We start from the raw sequence: 21773 nt of genomic DNA on the forward strand, positions 1-21773 counted from the left end.
GGGGAACGTGTATGGGGAAAAAGAAGATGAAAAAAGTGATTCCATTTGCGGTGATGACGACGATGCTTTTGTCGGTGACGCTGCCGGCGTTTGCGGCGAGCGGGTTTGTGTTTGAGGATTGGGATTTGGGGATTATTTCGGAAAGGAAGGAAAAGTTGGATGATACAGACGATGCCATAAAAAGGCGGAAAGAATGGCAGAAATGGGCTGCATCGTCCAGTGAGCTTATGAATGCGGATGTGAGGGCAACTCCCTCTGAATTACGTTCTTCCAAAGTCATAGAGGCAACTCCTTCACAATTAATCATGCCGCGCGTTAGCGTCAGCGCCAGCCTCGGAAATCTCTGGGAAAACTGGGATGTGGTGGATTTGAGCTTTCTGGATGGAACACATGGACTTGGAACGAAACAAAAACCGTATCAGATACGCACGAAACATCAGCTGATGGGACTTAGCTTCCTGGCGGCGTTTGGCATGCAGCCGGATTACGGCGAGGTGGAAGAAGAGATCGTGGGGGATTACCGGGGCGCATGGTTTGAGCTGACGGCGAACATCGATCTGGGAGGAATGGACTGGAATCCGATCGGTTATTACCGGGATGATTCAGAATTTTCAGGGGAGGTGACGCACCCGTTTACGGCAAATCTGGATGGAAACGGTTATAAGATTTCAAATTTCCGGTTTGCAGGAGGCAGTTCGCCGAATGTTGGATTCTTTGGTGCGCTGGATGGGGCGGAGATCCGAAATCTGATGCTGGAACCAGGAAAGCCGGTCAAAGGAGTGCGTCAGGTGGGAATTTTGGCAGGAAATGCGAAGAATTCCAAGATTTTTAATTGTCAGGTAAAAGGCGATGTGGAAGGAACCGGAGCGGTCGGTGGAATGATCGGGCACATGGAAGGCAGCACGGTGGAAAATGGAACGGCACAGGTAACGGTCCGAACGACGGGACGTGCAGCCGGAGCGCAGGCGCTTGCGGGCGGAATCGCCGGGGAAGCGGCGGATGATTCTCGTATCATTGACTGCCAGGTCCGCACCGGGGATAACAGTACCTCGCGGATTCAGGGAACGGATGCGACTGTCGGCGGAATCGTGGGGCTTCAGAATGGGGCGGCTCTCTACAATACCTATGTAAATGGCACGATCGGCGGTTCTGGCAGCCAGAATGTCGGAGGACTCGTTGGAGAACGAATCAGTGGAGACTTGAAAGTGGGGCGGTTTGAGGGAACGATCGGTCAGTCGGGAACCGGGGCTGCCGGACACAGAGGAACCTTCATCGGATATCGCGCACCAGCTAATTATTTTAAATATGGGGATGACATCGCGTACCTGTTTGCGGATACGGAGGCGAAAATCGCAAACAATGTTTGTGGAAGCGGCATTTCAGATGATAACCAGTATACATACGCGGCGCACATCGGATATTCCCACGCGAAGGACAATTTCTTCACGCTGGTATCCGGCGGTGTCACGCGGGATGTGGACGAGCGATATTTTTATGAAGAACTGGAACAGGGGATTCTCTCGATTGTGGATGAAGAGCTGGGCGGGGAGATGGATGCGGAGTCGGTGGGGTATGATCTTGACCATTTTGCACCAAATGATGCGGGACGCCCGGTCCGTGGTTATCTGATTACGATTCCGCAGGTCGATACCGTCTCCAATGGAACGAATTATTACGATGTGGCAGTGCTGGAAGCACGGGGAAATGGCGCGTATTACCGGACACTCGATAAAGAACACCGCGGTGCGGTGGCACCGGGAAAGACGGTGACGGTCAGCACCTCGGCAAAGCAGGCGGAAAAAGCACGCTTTCAGATGGAGGGAGTTCCGACGTACACGCGTGGGAAGAGCCGGAAAGATACTACTTATGTAAATGGAGGCGAGTATTGTTTTACGATGCCGGAGGAAAATACGCAGGTGTCGGCGGTTTATAAAAAGGTGGCAGTTTCGGTCGGTCTGACGCCGGGCGTGACGAAATTCCAGGTGGTGCAGGAGCGGACCGGAAACCGGAAACATCCGACGAAAGTCACACGCGTGATGGATGGAAATGGAAAATTAATTGCGACGTACATCCATGGAAATCTGCAGGCGGGAACACAGGTGCAGCCGGTGACGGTGCAGGCGATTGTGGATCGGAATAATGATGTGGCGGATGCATCGGTGCGCTGGAGTATCGATGATTCAGATTTGATTACGTTACTTCCAAATGACGATGAGGAAAGTGGTTATACGAAAAAGAGCGCGTCAGTCCAGGTAAATTTAAATAGTTCGTTTATCACTGATATAGTCCGGAAACTGGAAAAAGAGCAGGCAGACCGCGGATACCAGTATGCGATCGGAAGCGACATATACGGAGCGGGGCATCAGAACGGCGGCGTGGCGGTGCTGACGGCAGAGACGAAACCGGCGGCGAGCTTTGATGGGAAGCCGTGCCGGGGAAATGCGCGGATTGAGGTTACGTTCCAGATCAAGGATCAGACCTATGTAGCCAATGAAGGTGCGGCACTAAATCAGGATCAGTTGAAATTCGAGGTGGTGCGGACATTAAACGGAAATCGGAAACATCCAGATGAAATGATCCGGGTTACGGCACCGCAGGTCTTGAGTGCGTCTTTTACACCCGATTATTTTGACCGGAAAGATATATCGTGGACTGTCGGTGATGCAGCACTGATTTCGGTGGATGGCGAGGACAAGTCTGCCAGTGTTCGGGCGAAAAAGGATGCAAAATGGATCCGGGATCTGATCGCGGCAGATCAGGGCAGACATGTAAATACACCGTATGAAATACAGACAGCTTCCGGCAGCCGCACGACGAAGGTAACGGTGATTGGCGATGACATGCTTGGAAACCGGCAGACGGCATCGTGTGAGGTTCAGGTGGATTTTCGGACGGTGGATGAGTCAAAGATTTATGTGGAAAGCGCCAGACTTATACCGAAAACGCTGCAATATGAGGTCAAACGCACCCGGACGGGGGTAGGTTATCGTCCGGTGGAGGCATGGACGGGAACCGGTGCGAAAAAGCTGGCAGCGTCGGTATTTCCGGCGCAGGCGTTTAACCAGAAAGTGACATATCAGGCAAGTGATGATTCGCTGTATGTATCATCGGATGGAACCGTGACGGTCAATACGACGGCTTCCTGGATACAGGAGCTTGACCATCAATACTTAAAATCAGGCAGCCATACGGCATATGTGACCGTGAAAACCGAGGGTGGTGGCTTCACGGATCGGGCGGCAGTCACAATTCAGTATGAGGCGGTCGATCAGACATACAGCGGAGGTTCCCATTCGGGCGGAGGTTCTCATTCGGGCGGCGGCTTGGGTGGAGGCTCTTCTTCTGGAAAGGGGGAAGCGGCAGGAAGCAGTGCAGCGAATGCAACCGGACCGGCATCGGGGTTCAGTGATTTGACAGGAGCGGGTATTGGAAATCTGACAGAAGGACAGGCAGGCCCCGGGCAGAATGCGGATGCGGCAGCCATACCGGAATATGTAGTAGCTGGAAACTGGCGGAAGAATGCAGATGGAAGTTGGCAGTTTGAAGCGGGCGGTAGAAGCTATGCTTCTGAATGGGCGGCTGTCTACAATCCATATGCCGATCCGGCAAAGGGGCAGAGTACGTTTGACTGGTTCCGATTTGATGCAGATGGCAGGATGGTGAACGGCTGGTATACGGATGTGGATGGAAACACATATTATCTCTGGAAGGAAATGGATGGAACACAGGGGCGTATGCTGACTGGCTGGAACTGGCTGCCGGGAAGCGATGGAGTGTTTCATTGTTACTATTTTCAGGAAAACTCTGATGGAATGAGGGGACGTTTGTATCGAAATACGCACACCCCCGATGGGAATTTAGTCAATGCGGATGGTTCCTGGGTGCTGGACGGAATAGTACAGACGAGAAGCTGAGAGAGGAGGAGAGAAGAAAACAGAGGCAAACAGGAAAATGAAGTGGAATGACACGGAAAGAATAAAAAATGGGGGTAAAAAAATGAAACAGGATAAGAAAACAACCAATAAATCGGGATGTACAGCCGTACTGGCAGCAGCCATGATCGCAGCCGGAGGTTTCAGCGCTTATGCGGGCAATCAGGGGACGCATGTCGGTGAATGGAAGGACACAGAGAGTCTGAGATGGGAGTGGCAGAATGGAGAGATGAGTTTTTATGGAAATGGAAGTATTTTTTCAGAGCAGCACCCAGAGATCAGCGATCCAGAATATTACCTGAAAGAGGCAGTCCGTTATCCGGGGGAAGCAAATCCAGGGTGGAATACGAAGGGAGAACCGAAAGCAAATTATAGCTGGGCTTCGGTCGAAGAACTGCAGAAATTTGTCAATAGTTTTGACTGGATTCATTTGGATGAAAAAACGCGTCTTCTGTATGTGCATAACCGGATTGCAAACGGAGAGGGAGGTTTTAACCAGAATCATTACGGTTCGCCGGAAGAGGCAAAGGATTTCCCGGTTTTGGAAGGAGGCGTTGGCGTCTGCCGGGATTTCGCGGAAGAATTTCAGTTCCTATGCCAGATCGTAGGGCTGGAGTGTGTGACCTACACGCCGGAGTATCTCCATGATGCGTGCCTGGTGCGGATCGGCACGCAGTGGTATGCGACGGATCCGACCTCCAGCCTGCCGCTATTTTCAAATGCGAAAACATATCCGGTTGACTTTGAGACGGAGTTTTACCGCTATGAGAATAAGGAGCGGGAGCAGAGAAGAAAGGACTATGAAGCGGATCCAGACAGTCTTGCCAATGTGCTGGCGCTGACCTTGAGTATGCGGGGAGAAGGGACGATTTCCGAGTCTGCCTGGGAGAAAATACAGGCACCGATGGGGCAGATAGAAGAACAGTGGGGACGACAGGAAATATCAAGACAGGAGTATGAAACGGGGATTATCTCGCTGCTGAAATCAGTTTGGGGAACTGAAAAATAAAGAAAACGAGGGACTGCCGGTGTTAAGGGGCGCGGGGCAGTAAAAACGAGGAGGAAGTTTATGGGGGAGTATCGGTACAGAGAGAATGTGAAACGGGGGATGGCGTTTGTACTGGCAATTATATTGGGAGGAATGGCTTTTTTGCCAGGATTCCCGGTTTTTCCGGCGAAAGCGGCACCTGCGAGTGGTCAGCAGACAACACTGACGACAGCCCATGGCGATACGCTGCTGGGACACAAGCTTTATTGTATCGATAAGGGCGGTTATGCGATCTGGGGAATTGCAGAAAAAGGGGATCTCTATGAAGCACACCGTCCCTCCCAGGCATCCGTTCCGCTGAGCAGTCAGGAACAGAAATATGTATTTTGGGCGATGCTCTCGCTCAAAGCCGCGCTGGGGGATGAAAAGGCAAATACATTTATCCGGGCGATCAATGTGGCAGCAAAAGCACAGGGAAAACCGGAAATTATCAAGATGGTGTCCGAGGAAGATCTGAAAACAATCCTCTATGTTCCAGCTGTGCGGGCAAAATATCCGTGGCTGGAGGCAGCTGCGTCAAATAGTGAGGCGTACATGCAAATGGGAGGAATGCTGTCTGGCGGAGGCAGCGGAAAGGAAAATACCGGTGTCGGCGGCGGAAAGATTCCAAATGTGATAGCTTCCAGCACCTCGCTGGGAACGGCAAAACAGGTAGATGCGGCGACTCTGACGCTGTCGTTTGCGCCGGATGGCTCGGATTGGGATTTTATCCGTTCTGTACCGCTTGAATTTTCAAACAATGACGGTGTTTCATTCAGTCCGGTTCCGACCGATGGATGGACGTATACAAAAACCGACTCGCAGATTGTATTTAAAAATCCAAATCCAAAACCGTCGAAAGCCCTGATTCGTTTCCGGGTGGAAGGAACCCCATACGCTTCGGGCGGCGGGGGATATGCTTCGGCGGAGGAGGCGATTGACCAGTCGCTTCAAATCTGGGAGTGTGTGACCTGTTCGGGGACACACGGAGGCGGAACGCCTGCCAAAAGTGATCCGTGGATTCATCAGCGGATGGCATGGATGGAGCTCGGAATGGTTCCGGTCAATTATTTTGCTGCATTGGCGGGCGATCCAACCCCGGTACCGGAGCAGGGAGGCATTCAGTTTGAGGTATTTAGGCATGAAGAGGATTTTACTTCCACCTATAATCTACAGATGTATAAATACGATCATGAGACAGGGAAAGCGCTGGAAGGGGCGCGGTTTGGCTTCTTTGAGCGCTTTGACGATAAGAACAGGGTAAATACTGAGCGGGACGGAGCTGCCGAATTGTATGAGGGCGGAGAACCATATGCCAGTCATTATCAGGATGAGCCGGTTCTCTGGGATGGTTTCAGACAAGTGGGTTCGGCGGTAACAGATGGCGATGGCTACGCCTCCCAGACGGTGGAACACGGTTATCACTATGATAAGACGTTCTGTGACGGTCATCCGGCACCGGTCTTTGTACCTGTTCCAGAGGAAGAGGAGGATGAAGAGGGAGAAGTCATCAATGAGGATGAGATTGAGGCGGCGCAGGCAGAAAATATCCGCCTGGCAAATAGCTGGCTTTTGTGCGAAGAGGAATGTGAAAGAAAGGCGGGCGGAGACTTTGAGGGCGTCCATTTCCACTGGATAATGGAGGAGGTCGATGCAGGGGAGATAGAAGGTATCGCGTCAGACGGCGGCTCCGAGGGAGAAACACCCGATGCGGGACCGATGACAGGGGCAGACGGGGAAACTTCGTATGCAAAGTCTGGCTGCCAGGAGGACTGTGGGCAGACGTATGAGAAGTTCATTTCCATGAAGTACAGTTATACCTGGAAAGAATTTAAAGCGCGGGATGGATATATTCTGCATGATGAACATGCAGATGACCTGCCAATTGAGATTATCACAACCGATGCATCTGAGCATGGGGCAAATGCAGCCTTTGGAGGCGGATATTCGCGTGATGTGGTGCTGGGAACGAAGAGTGTGAGAAAGAGTCAGGGCATCGGAGTGGCTTCCGAAAATCAGAATGGAGAAAGTGCGGGGAAGACAGGAATTTCTGGAAAAAATGGCTGGGATCGTCGAAGTGCGTCGGGCTGGACGATCCGGGAAAATTTAGCGGCTTTTCTGGGGGAGAGTCCTGTATTTCCAGGGCCGTTAAAAATGCGTGTTTTGCCGCAGAGGGTGGTTCTGTTTACGGCATTGGATGCAGCCCTTCTGGGGAAAGCGACACCGTCGGAGGCGGAGATAGGAGAAAAACCGCAAGATACAGGAAGCAAAGCGGGGAGAAATAGGAGTAAGACAAGTGAAAACGAACAGGACATAAATGAAAAAGGCAGAAAATTGACACAGGAGAAGAAGGAAGCAACTGCCTCGGAGCTGAAAGTATCTATTTCGGACCATCTGGTAAATCGCGTCCAGAAAGGTTTTGTGTTTATTGATGAAGCGGATGATGATTTAGAAGAAGCAGAAAAAGCGGAACGTGAAAGTATTCGGCGATATATAGCAACCGGCTCAGATTTATTGACAACCGAGGCAGGTTTTTATACAAGCTGGCATTCACCTTCTTCGTTGTATCAAAATCCGCAGTTGTCACAAAGAATGGAAACACTGGCGGGGGCGGCAGCAGAGTCACTATTTTTCCCTGCCTATGAAGCGGCGCTTGTTTCCGCGAGTGTGGGTTCAGCGATAGAGCCGGGAAGTGCTGGCAATTTCAGCCATTGCAATGGGGCAGACGGCGAGAAAGATGCCTGGATGATCTACGATCACCGGACAGAGGGCGAGGTACATATCAATAAAAAGGATCTGGATCTGAAAAAGGGCGAAAATGAGTCTTACAATGCGCTTGGGGACTCACAGGGGGATGCAACGCTGGAAGGTGCAGTGTATGGCTTGTTTGCAGCAGAAGATCTGCTGCATCCGGACGGGAAAACAGGGGTAGTTTACCGGGCCAATCATCTGGTGGCGGTGGCGACGACAGACAAAAATGGGGATGCCTCGTTTCTGGCATGTACAGAGGCGCCGGGGCGAACCTATGATTATTCGAAAGGGTCGATTGCGGATGCAGCAGATGGATGGCGAAAGAAAGCGCCGGGAAATCTGTATACACAAGATGCGGCGATCGATGATTATACGGCAGATAAAGCCTGGGAGCGGATTTATTATAACAATACGTCAAAGAATGGGAATGCCTGGATTGGACGCCCACTTCTGATGGGGGAATATTATGTCAAGGAATTAAGCCGATCCGAGGGCTTTGAACTTTCGGTTGGAAATAAACTTCACGCAGTTACAAACCTAGGACAGGATCTGGAGGCGGCGGTCCTGGAACCGGGAGAAGGATATGCCCATATTTCCATGCAGATGTATGGGGAAGAGCAGGCAGGCGATGGCGGAGCTGATACGAATGAAATTTTCTTTTCGGCAGAGTCAAAGGACACGAAAGAGGGAGTTTATGAGATTGTGGTGTCAGGGCTGCCGGAGGGCGTGAGCTTTTATCGAAAAGACGAGGGAAGAGGAACGGTTTCGGTGGAAGCTGGGACAGGTGAGTATGAAAAAGTTTATACCGGGGAACTGGCAGTGGCAGAGAACGACTATCAGTATCCAAAGTACAATGCGGATGGCACGCCGATGAATAAAAAGGTTCCGATTGAGTATGCGGCGGGGTGGATGCGCCAGGTCCGGGTGCAGGAACTTGTGCCGGAGACAGTGGAAGCAGTTCTTTTGCAGGCAGAAACGGGAATGACAGAGGAAGAAAATGCGGACAAGCTGGCAAAGACATTTGATGTGGATGACTTTTGTTATCTGAAAGGGAAAGCTGAGCGGGTACTCCGCAGACATACGAAAACAACGCCGAGGACACCGGGAGCAGGAGAAAATGCATATTCCAGTATCTATACCGGCGTATTTGACCGGGGCGTCCGGGAAGGAGAGCGGGACGTGTACGGCGTCAGCGGTGTGACGCCGGGAGAAAAGGCAGAAAAAACAGTGTATGGTTCTCCGGTTCAGACGATTGCGGTGCCGAAAACAAAAGATGGAATCTCAATGACAGTGGGAGACGCGATCACTTCCATTCTGGATTTTTATCAGACCCATCCATATATCAGCTATGGCGGTCTGGACGCGGTGCATGAGTATTCGGATTCGTTTGAATTTACGGTATATGCAGGAATTTTAGGAATACCGGAAAATTTTATGGTACTGGGAAGTGATCCGGAGAAAGACAGCTTGATTTTTCACCGGGCAGAGTGGCTGCCGGAGAATATGGAAATGTGTCCGCGTTATGTGTATATACCATATTCAAATAATCGCGAGCGGGACGCATTTGGAACGTATACCGATTACAGGGAAACAACTGCTGGAAATCAGGTGATGGCGTCGGCACTTTTGCAGACCGATGCTGTGATTGAGGGAGATGGTACGATTGTTCCGAAGGAAAATGAGGTAAATGTCTATTACAAAACCGGGGAAATTCCGTACGATGCGGATGGGCAGCCGATCCGGGTATTTATTTACCAGGAAAAGACAGAAACACAGCAGCGGGAGGTGACGGAGACAAAATGGGTTCATCAGGCAGCAGACCGGAATGCAGACGGAAAATACATACTGCAGATCAACGCGAATTTTACCGATAGTTTTGGTGTAAAAAAAACAAATGCAGGTGTGCTGGAAGAGCTGGGATTTAAGGCGGTATTGAAAGAGAAGAAGGTTACACTGAACGAGGAAGAAGCCGCAATGCTGGGAAATGGTTTCTTTGCCGGCCACCAGATGAACAGTTCCAGCTATTACACGTGGGTAAAACAGGCGCGGGCAAAGGCATATATCGATTCTGGACGTTCCGGCTTGATAGGGGATGATTCTTATGTGGTCCCGGTGGCACTGGCATACCCTGGGCAGGAGACCACCTATCAGGATGCCGGGACAAGAAAAGAACCGCTGGGTGTACTGGAGCGTGTGATCCGCCAAAAGATAAAAATCATCAAAGATATAGCGACGACACCGGAGAACACCTATGCACATAACACTTATGCGGAAAGTGGACATACCGATCTGTTTACGGAAAAAGAGGGAGGGAAGGAAAATGTCGCTTCGGCACTGCCAAATTTCCGTTTTAAGCTCTATTTGAAATCCAATCTGGAACGTCTGTACCGGAATACGGATGGCGAAATCGTGTGGATGAATCGGGATGGAGAAGTTGTCTCGTTGCCGGAGGTAAAAAAGAATTTTCCGCTGCTTATAGAATCCTTTGCTCCGGTTCAGAAAATTTTCACGCAGGTAACTCATAAAAAAGATTCCCAGACGGCTGGTTCCGTCAATAACAATGTCTGGGACAGCGCAGTGACGGCAAATGATCGTCTGTACGAATATGGAAAAGACGGGCAGATCGCGGATTCGAAAGAGGTCAATCAGGGGTATACAAGACTTCTTGAGACAGTCATGCGGATCAAGGAAGATGGAGCGGGAGCGGTACGGGAAGTTCCAGGCTATCAGTATGAGAAATTTTTCGATGCGATGGCGGTGGCGAACCGGGATAAATGGCAGCGGGCAGATGCAGCAGATACATCCTTTAAGCCGTTTGCGTGGATCCGTACGGGTATTTTTGGAAGCAGCGGCGGAGAAACAAAAGATCCGGTGCATCATAACAATGCGGCGATACAGAATCAGAGCCGTACGTCAGAAGCAGCCATAGAAAATGCAAAACGGTCGGATGCTGTCCGTCAGTTTGCGATTGACTGGTATTTGAAGAATGAGGTAAAGAAGCAGAACATTCAAGCATCGGGAGAACAGGAAAGCTATCCGGATTATATCTATGATGAAGCATTATATCAGGCAATTTTAAAAGCAGAGGAATATTTGAAGCCGTTTTTCTCCTATGATTTGGACGATTTATACGCGATTGAGTGGGACAGCGCGGAAAATGGAGGTTCCGATCGGGACAAAACAACGTTGTCAGCGGAAAACTTAAAAAAATCCGAGGAAAGTTATTATTACGGCGTTTCGAAATACCTTCCTTACGGAACCTATGTGGCAGTCGAGCAGCAGCCGTATTCTGGAGCACTGGAAGATTTCAAAAACCAGCATTATCGGATCGACCAGCCGAAAGAAATAGAAGTCCCGTCGGTTTATGAGGCAGGTGGAAACCTCGTATCTCCGGAAAAAAAGTCAGCGGATTATCAATATGACGCCTCGGCATTGCCGGAAACGCTGGCGGCGAACTATCAGATCCGGATGAATGAAGAGTGGGGAGATACAAATCAGGCGGATTTGAGGAAATATGTGATCCGCGCACATGGACAGGATGGAAATTATGAGATTTATAAGTATGGTCTGGATGCGGATAAACGGCAGGGAACGATCTCCTATCCAGGCGGAAGCTATGACTACAGCGGATTTTCGCCCGCTCAGAGGGAAATGGCGCCGTACAAGGACATTTATCGGTCTGAAAATGCAAACAGCCGGTACCGGAGCAACGAGAAGGTAGAAAGCTATTACCGCTATGGTTCGGTCTCAGAGCAGGCAGGGTGGGCAGATTCAGTGGAATATCCGTATGGAGAGAAGACGGATGATAACAATCCGGCGGGATTTTATCTGAAAGATCATGTCAGGACAATCACCGGGGCGCTGACCGGGTTTGACGGGCGGTATTTTCAGGGATTGGTGCCTTACAGTGTGACAGAACCGGCGGCGGAGTCTGCCTATGATGCGTTGGGATTTACCGGCTACGCGGATGGAAAATACCGGAATACGTTTTATGCTGCAAAGCTTCGGATTGAAAAACTAGATTCGGAGACGGGAGAGAATATTCTGCATGATGATGCGGTGTTCGCTATTTATGCCGCCAGCCGGGACACGTCGAAGTACAGCGAGGGGGAGGTGCAGTTTTATGAAAAAGATACACAGGTGACAGCCAGCCGGGAATTTTTGGAGGCAATGGGGGCAAAGAAAATCGCGCCGGTTGATTTGAAAACGCTAATTCCGTCAAAATACCCCTGGAAAGCACCTTATACAGGAAAATATACAGGCATAATCCCGGCAGGAACTCCGATTTGCAGTGAAACCGATCAGGTGGTGATGCAGGATGCCTTTGGGACGCGGACGGGCACATTCCGGGTTTATTCGACGCTGCAGGATTTTGGTGGTTCGGGGGAAACTCTGCCGTCCAACCAGAATACAGGATATCTGATCACGCCGCAGCCGCTGGGAGCAGGAGCCTATGTGTTGTGTGAATTATCTGTACCGGAAGGATACGTGAGAACGAAACCGATAGCGGTGGAAGTGTATTCGGATGAAGTGACGTATTATCGGGACGGAGAGCGCGGTCAGCGGGTGGCAGCTGCCGTGTATAGAGAAATGGTAACCCGGATAAGCAGCAACGGAGAAGCAGTCCAGAATCCGGATGGAACGAAGCCGAATGGCAATAAGCCGCAGGACCGGGGGGATGTGGCGCGGATTTATGTAGGAAATACGCCGATCCGGCTGGAAATCGCGAAAGTAAAACAGGAGGAAAAGGAGATTTTGTTTGAGTTGAGCGATCGGCGAGAGGGAACTTTGACCGAGCTTTCGAACCGTTATGGTCTTGAAAATCTGGAACTGGCGTACAATGCGTCGGGAACGTTCCTTGGATATGGGTGGTCAAAGGGCTGGCTGGATAGTCTGAGGGCAAAACAGGAAGCCGGGGAGTGGATTGACCTGATTTATGAGGATCAGGTTTTTACTGGAAAGGCGATCTGGCATCGGGTTCCAGATACGGCGCACGCACTCAACCGCTATCTTCCAGGTGCATCGATGTGCCTGTATGATGCGATCGAGGTAAAGAAGAACGGGGACAGTGAGGATCGGGCGTATGCCGGTGTCAATGTGGTGCGCGATTCGTTTGGAAATGTGATCCGGATGTATGTGCAGAAAGGTTATGCGGGAAACCGGCTTCTGTATGTGAGGGATAAAGATCAAGAGGGGGAAGATAGCGAAGGAGAAAATAACAATTATACACGATATACGCAGGATGACCGGTTCAACGACCAGGGAAAAGGCAGATGGATTCTCAAGCGGGTTGAACGCGAAGATACAGACATTTTATATTACGATCTCGGGGCTCTGGAGGTATTTACGACACTCCGGGGCGTGCGGTATGCCTATAACGAAAAGGGCGAACTGGTGCGTCCAAAAGACGGCGAACCGATCTATGCGATGAAAGACGGTGTTCCATTTCTGGAAATTGTAAGCCCCAGCTATGAAAAACTGGCGTACAGTCGGAAAGAAAGGCGGTTTGAATATGTTCCGTCCGGGACAAAATTCTATCATCTGGCATCAGACGGAAGCCGGGACAGCGAGGTAGAACCGTACACGGGAATGGCATATGTGACGGAGGAGAAAACCGGCAAAACATTGGTGTGGGTGGTCCGGGTATCGAAAGATCGCTATGAAAATGTGATTGCCAGGGATAAGATAAAGACTGGCCGCGTGGCAACGATGTATGCTGATACGGAACAGGAATACACGATCGGGACATATGACGGAGGTCTGCTGCAGCCCCATGTCAATCCGGTTTTGAATGAAAATGGGCTGCCGATTTATTACCAGCGTTCCGATCAGACCTATATCAAAGGATATCCCGTTTATGATCGGGATGGAGATTATGTGCGTTACCGATACAGCGATCTTCTCAGAGCTTACAATGCCAATGCATGGGATCTGCAGTTGAAAGCAGCGCTCTATGATATTGGAAATGATCCGGAAAAACGGGAAGATGACCGACCACTGTACCATCGTCAGGGTGAGGCGTATCTGATGGAAAACAGCTGGATAACCGGGGATGAAATGCCAAACGATCCGTTCCATACACGGATCAGAGATGGGCAGGTGGACGTTTTAAAACGCGTCCCGGTGGGAACGTATATTTTAGAGGAGACGCGTGCTCCATCCGGCTATGCGAAACGGATGCCGGCAGGTCTTACGGTAGAGGAAACCTGTGAAGTACAGGAGCTGCGCCTTACTAACCGCCCGATCACGGTGCAGATTGAAAAGATCGACGCGCCAGAACAATATCAGCAGCCAGTCCGGGACTATGATCGCATTTTGAACGAATCGGATTCTAAGACCTGGGAGGAAGGAAAAGGAGGTTATACGTTTTCAAGTGTGGAAGGAGCCGTGTTAGCGCTCTATCCAGCAAAAAGAATTGCGAGTGATGATTTGGAAGCACATCCGTCCGGGTATTATCTGGAAAAGAAAGGGGAACTTCCGGCGAACTGGACGGTACTAGATGAGAGAAACCAGAAAAAGACAGTGACTGCCAAATGGACCGTCGGAAAGACGCCAATGGCATGGGAGGGGATTCCGGCAGGCGATTATATTCTCGGGGAGATAGAGACGCCTCCGGGATATCTGACAAATCAAATGGAGGTGGAAATCCGGGAAACTTCTAAGCTGCAGCTCATCACGATGCAGGAAGATCATATAAAAACTGCCTTTTTCAAATATGAGGAGAAGGATGGAAAAAAAGAATGTCTGCCGAATGCATATGCGGCGGAGCTGACCCTGTACGAGGCAGTGACAGATGAAAATGGAATTGTCATGGAAGCGGATGGAACACCGCGCTATGACCGGGAAAAACGGGTGACGAGCTGGAAGACCGAAGATGCGAAAGCCTACAGCCAAGGAAGCGACAGCTTTGCAGCCCGCTATCAGAAGCTGTATGCAGAATATCATACAAGGTTTAACACGGTTACATGGTGTGGATATACCGCTGAAAAACAGGAAGAAACGGCGACAGAACAGGGCGAATCAGTGCGTCAGCTCTGGAATCTGGGAAATGGTTCACAGGTGCTTGTTCAGGTGACGAAAAATTTGCAGCTAGATGGAAAAGCAGGCTACAGCTATGATTTCCGATGGAATTACCAGGCGGAGGGAACTCTGGTCAGTTATGATACCTCCGATGGGATTCACCGAATTGATTATTTACCGCTGAATCCGACGAAAAATGATTTGGCTTCGAACAGAAAGAAAGGCTATTACGTTCTTGTGGAGACGAAAACACCAAGCGGCTATCAGAAAGCAGCACCGAAGCCGGTAATTGTCGAAGAAACTGCTGAAATTCAGCTTTACGGGCTGGAAAACAGGGCAAAGTCTGTCTATATTTCCAAGCTGGGAAGATCAGGGGAGATATCCGAAGAGGCAATTTATCTGGCAGGCGCAGAGCTTGCTGTTTTCCGGGCGGCACAGGATGGAAGTCTGGTGCAGGAAAAAGAATATTTAGTGGAACGTTGGATTTCTGGATCGGATGGAAAGTTTACAGAGGAAGAAGCAGAAAAACAGGAGATTCCGGCAGGCTGGAAGGCAGGGGACTGGAAGCCGCATCGGATTTCTCCGATTGCCTATGGAGCTTATTATTTGGTGGAATTTTCGGCACCGGCAGGTTATCGGCCCATGGAACCTAGGAAATTTATTGTGGCTGCTGCTTCGGAGGAGACAATCGAAGCGGTTAATACGCTGAAACAGGGGCAAGTTCGGGTTGAAAAGGTGGATGAGAGAAAGCCAGAGGAAAAACTGGCAGGTGCGGTGTTTGAAGTGAAAAACAGAGAGACGGGAGAAAGGGTTCAGATGGAGACAGACGAGAGCGGTCAGGCGGAAAGTCCGTTTCTGCCAATCGGAACGATAGGGGAGAATGGAGGCTGGATTCCGTACCATTACGAAGTCCGTGAGACGATGCCGCCGGATGGATATCAACTTATTCCGCGCGTGTACGAGGTGCTGATAGAAGATCAGAAGGAATGCGAGGTGCTAACGTATGATCTGACGGTGCCGAATGAAACAACGAAAATCAAAATTTCCAAGCTGGATTTCGATACGGGTCTCTTTGTATCAGGAGCAAAGCTGGCAGTGTATGAAGCCGGATTTTTGGATGGTGTGTACACTGAAGCGGGTGAGGCATTGGAAACCTGGATCTGCGATGGGAAAACACACGTGATAGAAGGAAAGCTGATTGCCGGGCACACGTATCTTCTGAAAGAACTGGAAGCGCCGGATGGATACACTGTGCAGAAACCGATGATTTTCACGGTGTCAGATACAGGCAGGGGGATTAATGCAGCCAGAGATGGTGCAAATGCGCTGGAGACAGAGACAGCAGACGGTTTATTTGACAGCATAACGTCTCTGCGGGTGCAGGGAAGAAAAGCACTTCGTCTGGTGAGAACACTGTGGGATTTGGACAGTGGGGAAGAATTTGTACTTTCTTCACTGATGAAAGCTTCTGCGCCTTATCTGGAACGAGAAAAATGTGAAAAAGAGGGGGTGGCGGAAGGACATCGTTTCGAACTGCGGGAGATCATTGAGTTCAGTGACGGCAGCCGCCGGACGATAGGAAAAAATACATTCCGTCTGAATTGGGATGAGAACGGACATTATCCGCTGACGCTTCGAACATTAAAAGGAACGAGGTATCGTCTGGAAGAATATCATCAAAAAGAGACAGATGGCGGGGAAGTGGAAAGCTGGATCCCGGAAAACAGAGATGGCCTGGGATATATCCATGAAATACGAAATCCGGAATACAGCGACCCTTGTGGCATCCGCGCCGTTTCCCCGATTGGAAAAGATGGAGCAGCGGTGCTGCCGGGAAGTGTAATTGTATATGAAATTACATATCGGAACCAGTCAGATAAAAAAGAAAATATGAAGATTGGACTGGAGATTCCAGCTGGGTGTGAACTAATGACAGCGGCTTCGATGGGCGGAGCGGAACAAATAGGTGAATCCTGGTATTGGAATATAGAGAATGTGGCAGCCGGATCAGGAGGCATTTTGCGGGTGGCTGTTCTGGTTGGAGAGCATATAAATGAAAACGGACAGGAAAATCATTCTGGTATGACGGTAACGGCAACGATATGGGGAAAAACGGGCAAAAGCTATGAATCCTTCCATCCAATTCTATCTCCGGGCGCAATTGCTATCGCTGGGCGGGTGACAGGAACTGCCGCGGCGTTGTTAAGGCAGGTAGATATAACATATACGTTATACTTAAAGAATGCGGAGGGAAAAGAGCTTCCAGGCTTGATTTCGTACACAGGTTCTAAATCGGGAACGCTGCGAAGTGGAGGAAGCCTGACGCTTTCTTGTGGCGAATCGGTTGTTTTGACAGGAATGCCGTGGGGAGCCAACTATGAGGTTCGGGCACAAGTTCCGGCACAGACTCCGGATGGACTGCCGATCGAGTGGAAGAGTACAGGAAGCACGGGACGGACCTCCCGGCATGGAAATACAGCGCTCTGGGAATTTCATCAGAATGATCGGTCGGTGCGCGAAGTGCTCAAACGTGGGAATAGATACCGCCTGGTTGAACTGCTGGAACTGGACGGTGGAAAAGCGGAAGAGGTGGAGTCGAATCAGATGATTTTTTCTCTGTGGGACGATGCACAGATAGATGGAATTGGAATGATAGATTCCCCGACAAAGCTGGTCTTTTCAAAGACAGATCTGGGCGGAACGGAGCTTCCGGGTGCTCAGATAGAGATTCTGGATCAGTCTGGAAATGTAATCGAATCATGGATTTCTGCGGATCATCCTCATGAGATAATTGGAACGTTGACACCGGGAAAGAGTTATATAATGCGCGAGACGGGAGCGCCGGATGGATTTGCGTATGCGGAAGAGATTCCGTTTACTGTTTCCGAGGATGGAACGGTCGAGCGGATTTCCATGCAGGATAAGCCGACGCACGTGGAAATCACAAAATACAGTGTGACGGGAGAAAAGGAACTGCCGGGGGCGCGGATGGAACTCTGGGAGGAGAAGGAAGGCGGAACCTTGGTTGATTCGTGGGTATCTGATCGGGGCGCCCATGTGATAAAAGGAAAGTTAAACGCTGGAAAAAACTATGTGCTGGTAGAAAAAATAGCGCCGGATGGGTACTGGAAAGCAGAAAAAGTGACATTTACGGTATCACTGGACGGTCGAGTCGATCAGGTGAAGATGTATGACAGACCGACAAAAGTGCAGGTTGAGAAGCGGAAATGGAGGGAGCAGAAAGGAGATAGCGAATTTGTAAAAGGTGCCCGCCTGAGGATTTCTGATGAGACTGGAAAGGTAATATTGGAATGGATTTCTGAAGAAAAGGAGAAATGCATACAGGGCATTTTAAAGGAGGGCTGCCGCTATATTCTGGAAGAGCTGGAAGCGCCGGAGGGCTACGAAAAAGCCGAACCAGTTTCATTTACGGTTTCAGAGGGCGAAACGGTGACGGTTGTGCGGATGTATGACTGCTTGAAGCCGGAGAATCCGGGGCGACCGGGACACGGTCAGCCGGAACATCCAAAGAAAGTGATAGAAGATCTGAAAGAGGGCTATTTAACAGTTCATGTGCCAGAGTCGATCTGTGGAGATGGGAAAATTGTTCTCGACGGCAGACAGATGAAGCCGCTTCCGAAGATGGGATATGGAGAATCAGCCACCTGGGAAGTAGAAGGTGCTTATCAGGTTGAGGACGAAAAAGAGCGTCTGAATGAAGTGATTTCACTGATTTGGAAGTGGAAACTGGTGATTGGACTGATATGTATGAGCGCTGGGGCTGGACTGGCGCTCGTAGAGCGGCTAAGAAAGGAGGAAAATATAAAAAAGAATATGGAGAGGAATGATAAGGGCAAGGAGGAGTAAAAAAATAAGAGAAAAATGAACAGAAGAAAGATGTACTCTCGGAGTCTTTTCTGCACTTGCTTTTGCGGCTAACAAAAAACATTTCACAAAATCAAGCACAGAAAGATTTCGAGAGTACATAAAGTGGGAGAGGAGGAATTTTATGAATCAGATGGCGAAAGGGCTGCTCTTCGGAGCAGCCGTACTGAGCCAGACGGCTGCGGGATGTTTTCCCGCTGCCGCGGCATCCATCGATCGGGTCAGGATTCGGCTGGCAGCAGAAGAGCTGGATGAAATGGGAATGCCTGTTTTGGAGGCGGAAAGCCGGGACAGGGCATATAGCGTCACTGGTGTGGAACGAATTTCCGGTGATCCGGCAAGCGGACCGGCGATGGATGGGGCAGAGGTGGGAAAAAAAGAAAATGAACAATATAAAGGGAGCATACAAGCCGACTCTGAAAATATAGGTACCAAAGAAGTTTCTTTAGAAGAACGAAAGATAGAAGAAATCCATGCAGAAGAACCTGCTCCGGAAATTCTATACGAAATAGAACTGGAATCCGACGCAGATGATTCTTTTTCCGTCCTTCGCCAGGAGGACATCCAGTTTTCAGGGCTTGGCGCGGTATGCAGCAAGGCAGTTCGGAAGGATAATGGCACTACGTTGCTTTTGACGATCGAATTACAGGATGCCGGAGAGATAATAGGGACGGTGGATGCAGCAGTCTGGGCGGAAAGAGGAATTGGCAGGTGGAAGAAAGCGCCGGGGGCTTCGGCATATTTGGTGATGCTTTACCGGGATGCGAAGCGTGTCGGACATCCGCATCGGACGAGTGCTGAACAGTACGATTTTATACCGTTGATGCAGACTGCGGGCGTATATCATTTTAAAGTGATTCCTCTGACAAAGCAGGGAAAGCGTGGTCAGGCAGCAGAATCGGCATGGAGGAAAGTGACGGAGGCAGAGGCAGCTCAAAACCGGGAAGAATGGGGAGGGAAAAAGCCGGGATGGCAGCCAGAAGGGGAAATTCCATCGTATATTTTAAAAGATGGTGCATACCCGCAGATGGATTCTCTTTTGATTGGGGAAAAGTATGAGCAGTTTAATGAAAAGGGGGAAAACGTGTCGCGAACCGTAATATTTTGAGGATTTTCGTATAATTTATAAAAATCAGTTGAAAAAGCAGAAGAAATGTGATAGCATACCTCACATAAGTTCGTTCCTGTTTACTGAACCGTCCTGACGAGTGATCGAAGGTCAGTCAGGCAGGGACACTCTGGAGAGTCTCCAAGAAGGAGCGCCGAAGGTGTAAGACGGATGCACGTCCATGGTATTCGTTGATCTCTCAGGCAAAAGGACAGGGCATACAACCAATCACAATGGAACCAGGGGATGAGTTCTATTGTATGCATATGTTCTACTCTTTGGAGAGCTGATTTGTATCAGCTCTTATTTTATTACTCGATCCCGGATTTATAAAAGAGCCGGAATCGTAACGAAAACATAGAGGAGGATAAAAAATGGACACGATTTTGACACTGGTAAACAAAGGCAATGATTTTCTGTGGAGTTTTCTTCTGCTGATTCTGCTGTGTGGAACGGGCATCTATTACACGATTCGTCTCAAATTCATTCAGGTAAGAAAATTTGGAGAGGGCTGCAAGCATGTGTTTGGACATTTCAGCCTGAACGGAGAAAAACATGAAAAAGGGGAAATGAGCCCGTTTCAGTCGATCATGACGGCGATCGCAGCACAGGTTGGTACTGGTAACCTGGCAGGTGCGGCGACAGCGCTGTTTGGCGGCGGTCCGGGGGCAATCTTCTGGATGTGGCTGAGCGCGTTCTTCGGAATGGCGACCATCTACTCCGAGGCGGTTCTGGCACAGACCTACAAGACAGAGGTAAATGGTGAGGTGACAGGCGGACCTGTCTACTACATCAAGGCGGCATTTAAAGGTAATTTTGGAAAGGTATTATCCACTCTGTTTGCTATCTTTATTGTTTTAGCACTTGGGTTTATGGGCAATATGGTACAGTCCAACTCGATCGGTGCTGCGTTTACAGAGGTATTTCAGGTATATGGAATCAATATTCCGCCGATCACGATCGGTCTTGTGCTGGCAGTACTGGCAGGATTCATTTTCATTGGTGGAACCAAACGTCTGGCAGCTGTGGTAGAGAAGGTTGTGCCAGTTATGGCAGGCGTTTACATTGTAGGAAGCCTGATTCTGATTGGTCTTCATATCAATCACGTGCCGACAGCATTTATGATGATCATCAAGGGCGCGTTTGATCCGAAAGCGGTAATGGGCGCTGGTGCTGGTATCACCGTCCGCGAAGCAATCCGTTTTGGTGTAGCGAGAGGACTTTTCTCCAATGAGGCAGGTATGGGTTCCACACCGCATGCTCACGCACGTGCGAAAGCAGAAAGCCCGCATCATCAGGGGCTTTGTGCGATGATCAGTGTCTTTATTGATACATTTGTTATTTTAAATCTGACCGTATTTGCAGTCCTGACAACGGATGCGATGAGCTCCGGCAAGGATGGTACAGCGCTGACACAGGCGGCATTCATGCAGAGCTTTGGAAACTTTGGTTCTATTTTTATTGCGATCTGCCTGCTGTTCTTCGCATTTTCGACGATTCTGGGATGGCATTTCTTTGGTCTGACGAATGCGAAATATCTGTTCGGCGAGGGCGCGGCAAAGGTTTATTCCTTCATCGTAGTGATTTGTATTGTCATTGGTTCTATGTTAAAGGTAAATTTAGTATGGGCTCTGGCAGATTTCTTCAACGCGCTGATGGTTATTCCGAACGTTTTGGCATTACTTGCATTGAGTCATGTGGTTGTGGCGGCTGACCGGAAAGCGGAAGCGATCACGAAAAATGTGACCCAGGCATATCAGATTGCGGAAGAAAAGTAAGAGCAAATAAAGAGAAGATAAAAGGTAACTGTTCAGTAGGTCTGCGCATTTACTGCGCTGACCGTACGAAAACATGGGCCAGCAGGCAAAAATCCCATTGCCGTAGGCAATTTTTAATGGATTTTTGCGTGTGACTGTGAAGGTACTGAACAGTTACGATAAAAGTGAATTGTAAGCGTAAAAAGCGAGCGTTAAACAAGCATTCAAAAAAGACCTGCTTATGTAGTGAAATACATAGGCGGGTCTTTTTTATGAAAATGAAAACAAATAAA

At 49.7% G+C, this 21773-nt stretch carries 5 protein-coding genes and 1 riboswitch; all 5 genes read left to right on the forward strand.

The genetic code is table 11. The features are described 5' to 3' along the window. The first annotated feature begins 11 nt into the window (after positions 1-11). The 5 genes from PG862_RS09675 (at position 12) to PG862_RS09695 (ending at position 21501) form a co-directional block, all read left to right on the forward strand. On the forward strand, positions 12-3914 hold the full coding sequence (locus PG862_RS09675; RefSeq protein WP_270707240.1) for a peptidase A26: 3903 nt from the start codon (positions 12-14) through the stop codon (positions 3912-3914). 82 nt (positions 3915-3996) lie between these two features. Then, on the forward strand, positions 3997-4941 hold the full coding sequence (locus PG862_RS09680) for a hypothetical protein (RefSeq protein WP_270707242.1): 945 nt from the start codon (positions 3997-3999) through the stop codon (positions 4939-4941). Between the two features lie 60 nt (positions 4942-5001). After that, the gene (locus PG862_RS09685; protein WP_270707243.1) at positions 5002-18597 is read left to right on the forward strand and encodes a SpaA isopeptide-forming pilin-related protein; all 13596 of its coding nucleotides are present in this window, start codon (positions 5002-5004) and stop codon (positions 18595-18597) included. Positions 18598-18739: 142 nt separating this feature from the next. Then, positions 18740-19723, forward strand: coding sequence for a hypothetical protein (locus tag PG862_RS09690; protein ID WP_270707244.1), 984 nt, complete (start codon positions 18740-18742; stop codon positions 19721-19723). A 120-nt stretch (positions 19724-19843) separates the two neighbouring features. Next, a riboswitch (glycine riboswitch) is annotated at positions 19844-19948 on the forward strand. Positions 19949-20097: 149 nt separating this feature from the next. After that, entirely contained in the window at positions 20098-21501 is a 1404-nt protein-coding gene (locus tag PG862_RS09695) for an alanine/glycine:cation symporter family protein (protein ID WP_270234076.1), read from the forward strand. The last annotated feature ends 272 nt before the right edge of the window (positions 21502-21773 follow it).

The sequence above is a fragment of the Clostridium fessum genome, from assembly GCF_027698965.1.
In the GTDB taxonomy this organism is placed as follows: domain Bacteria; phylum Bacillota; class Clostridia; order Lachnospirales; family Lachnospiraceae; genus Otoolea; species Otoolea fessa.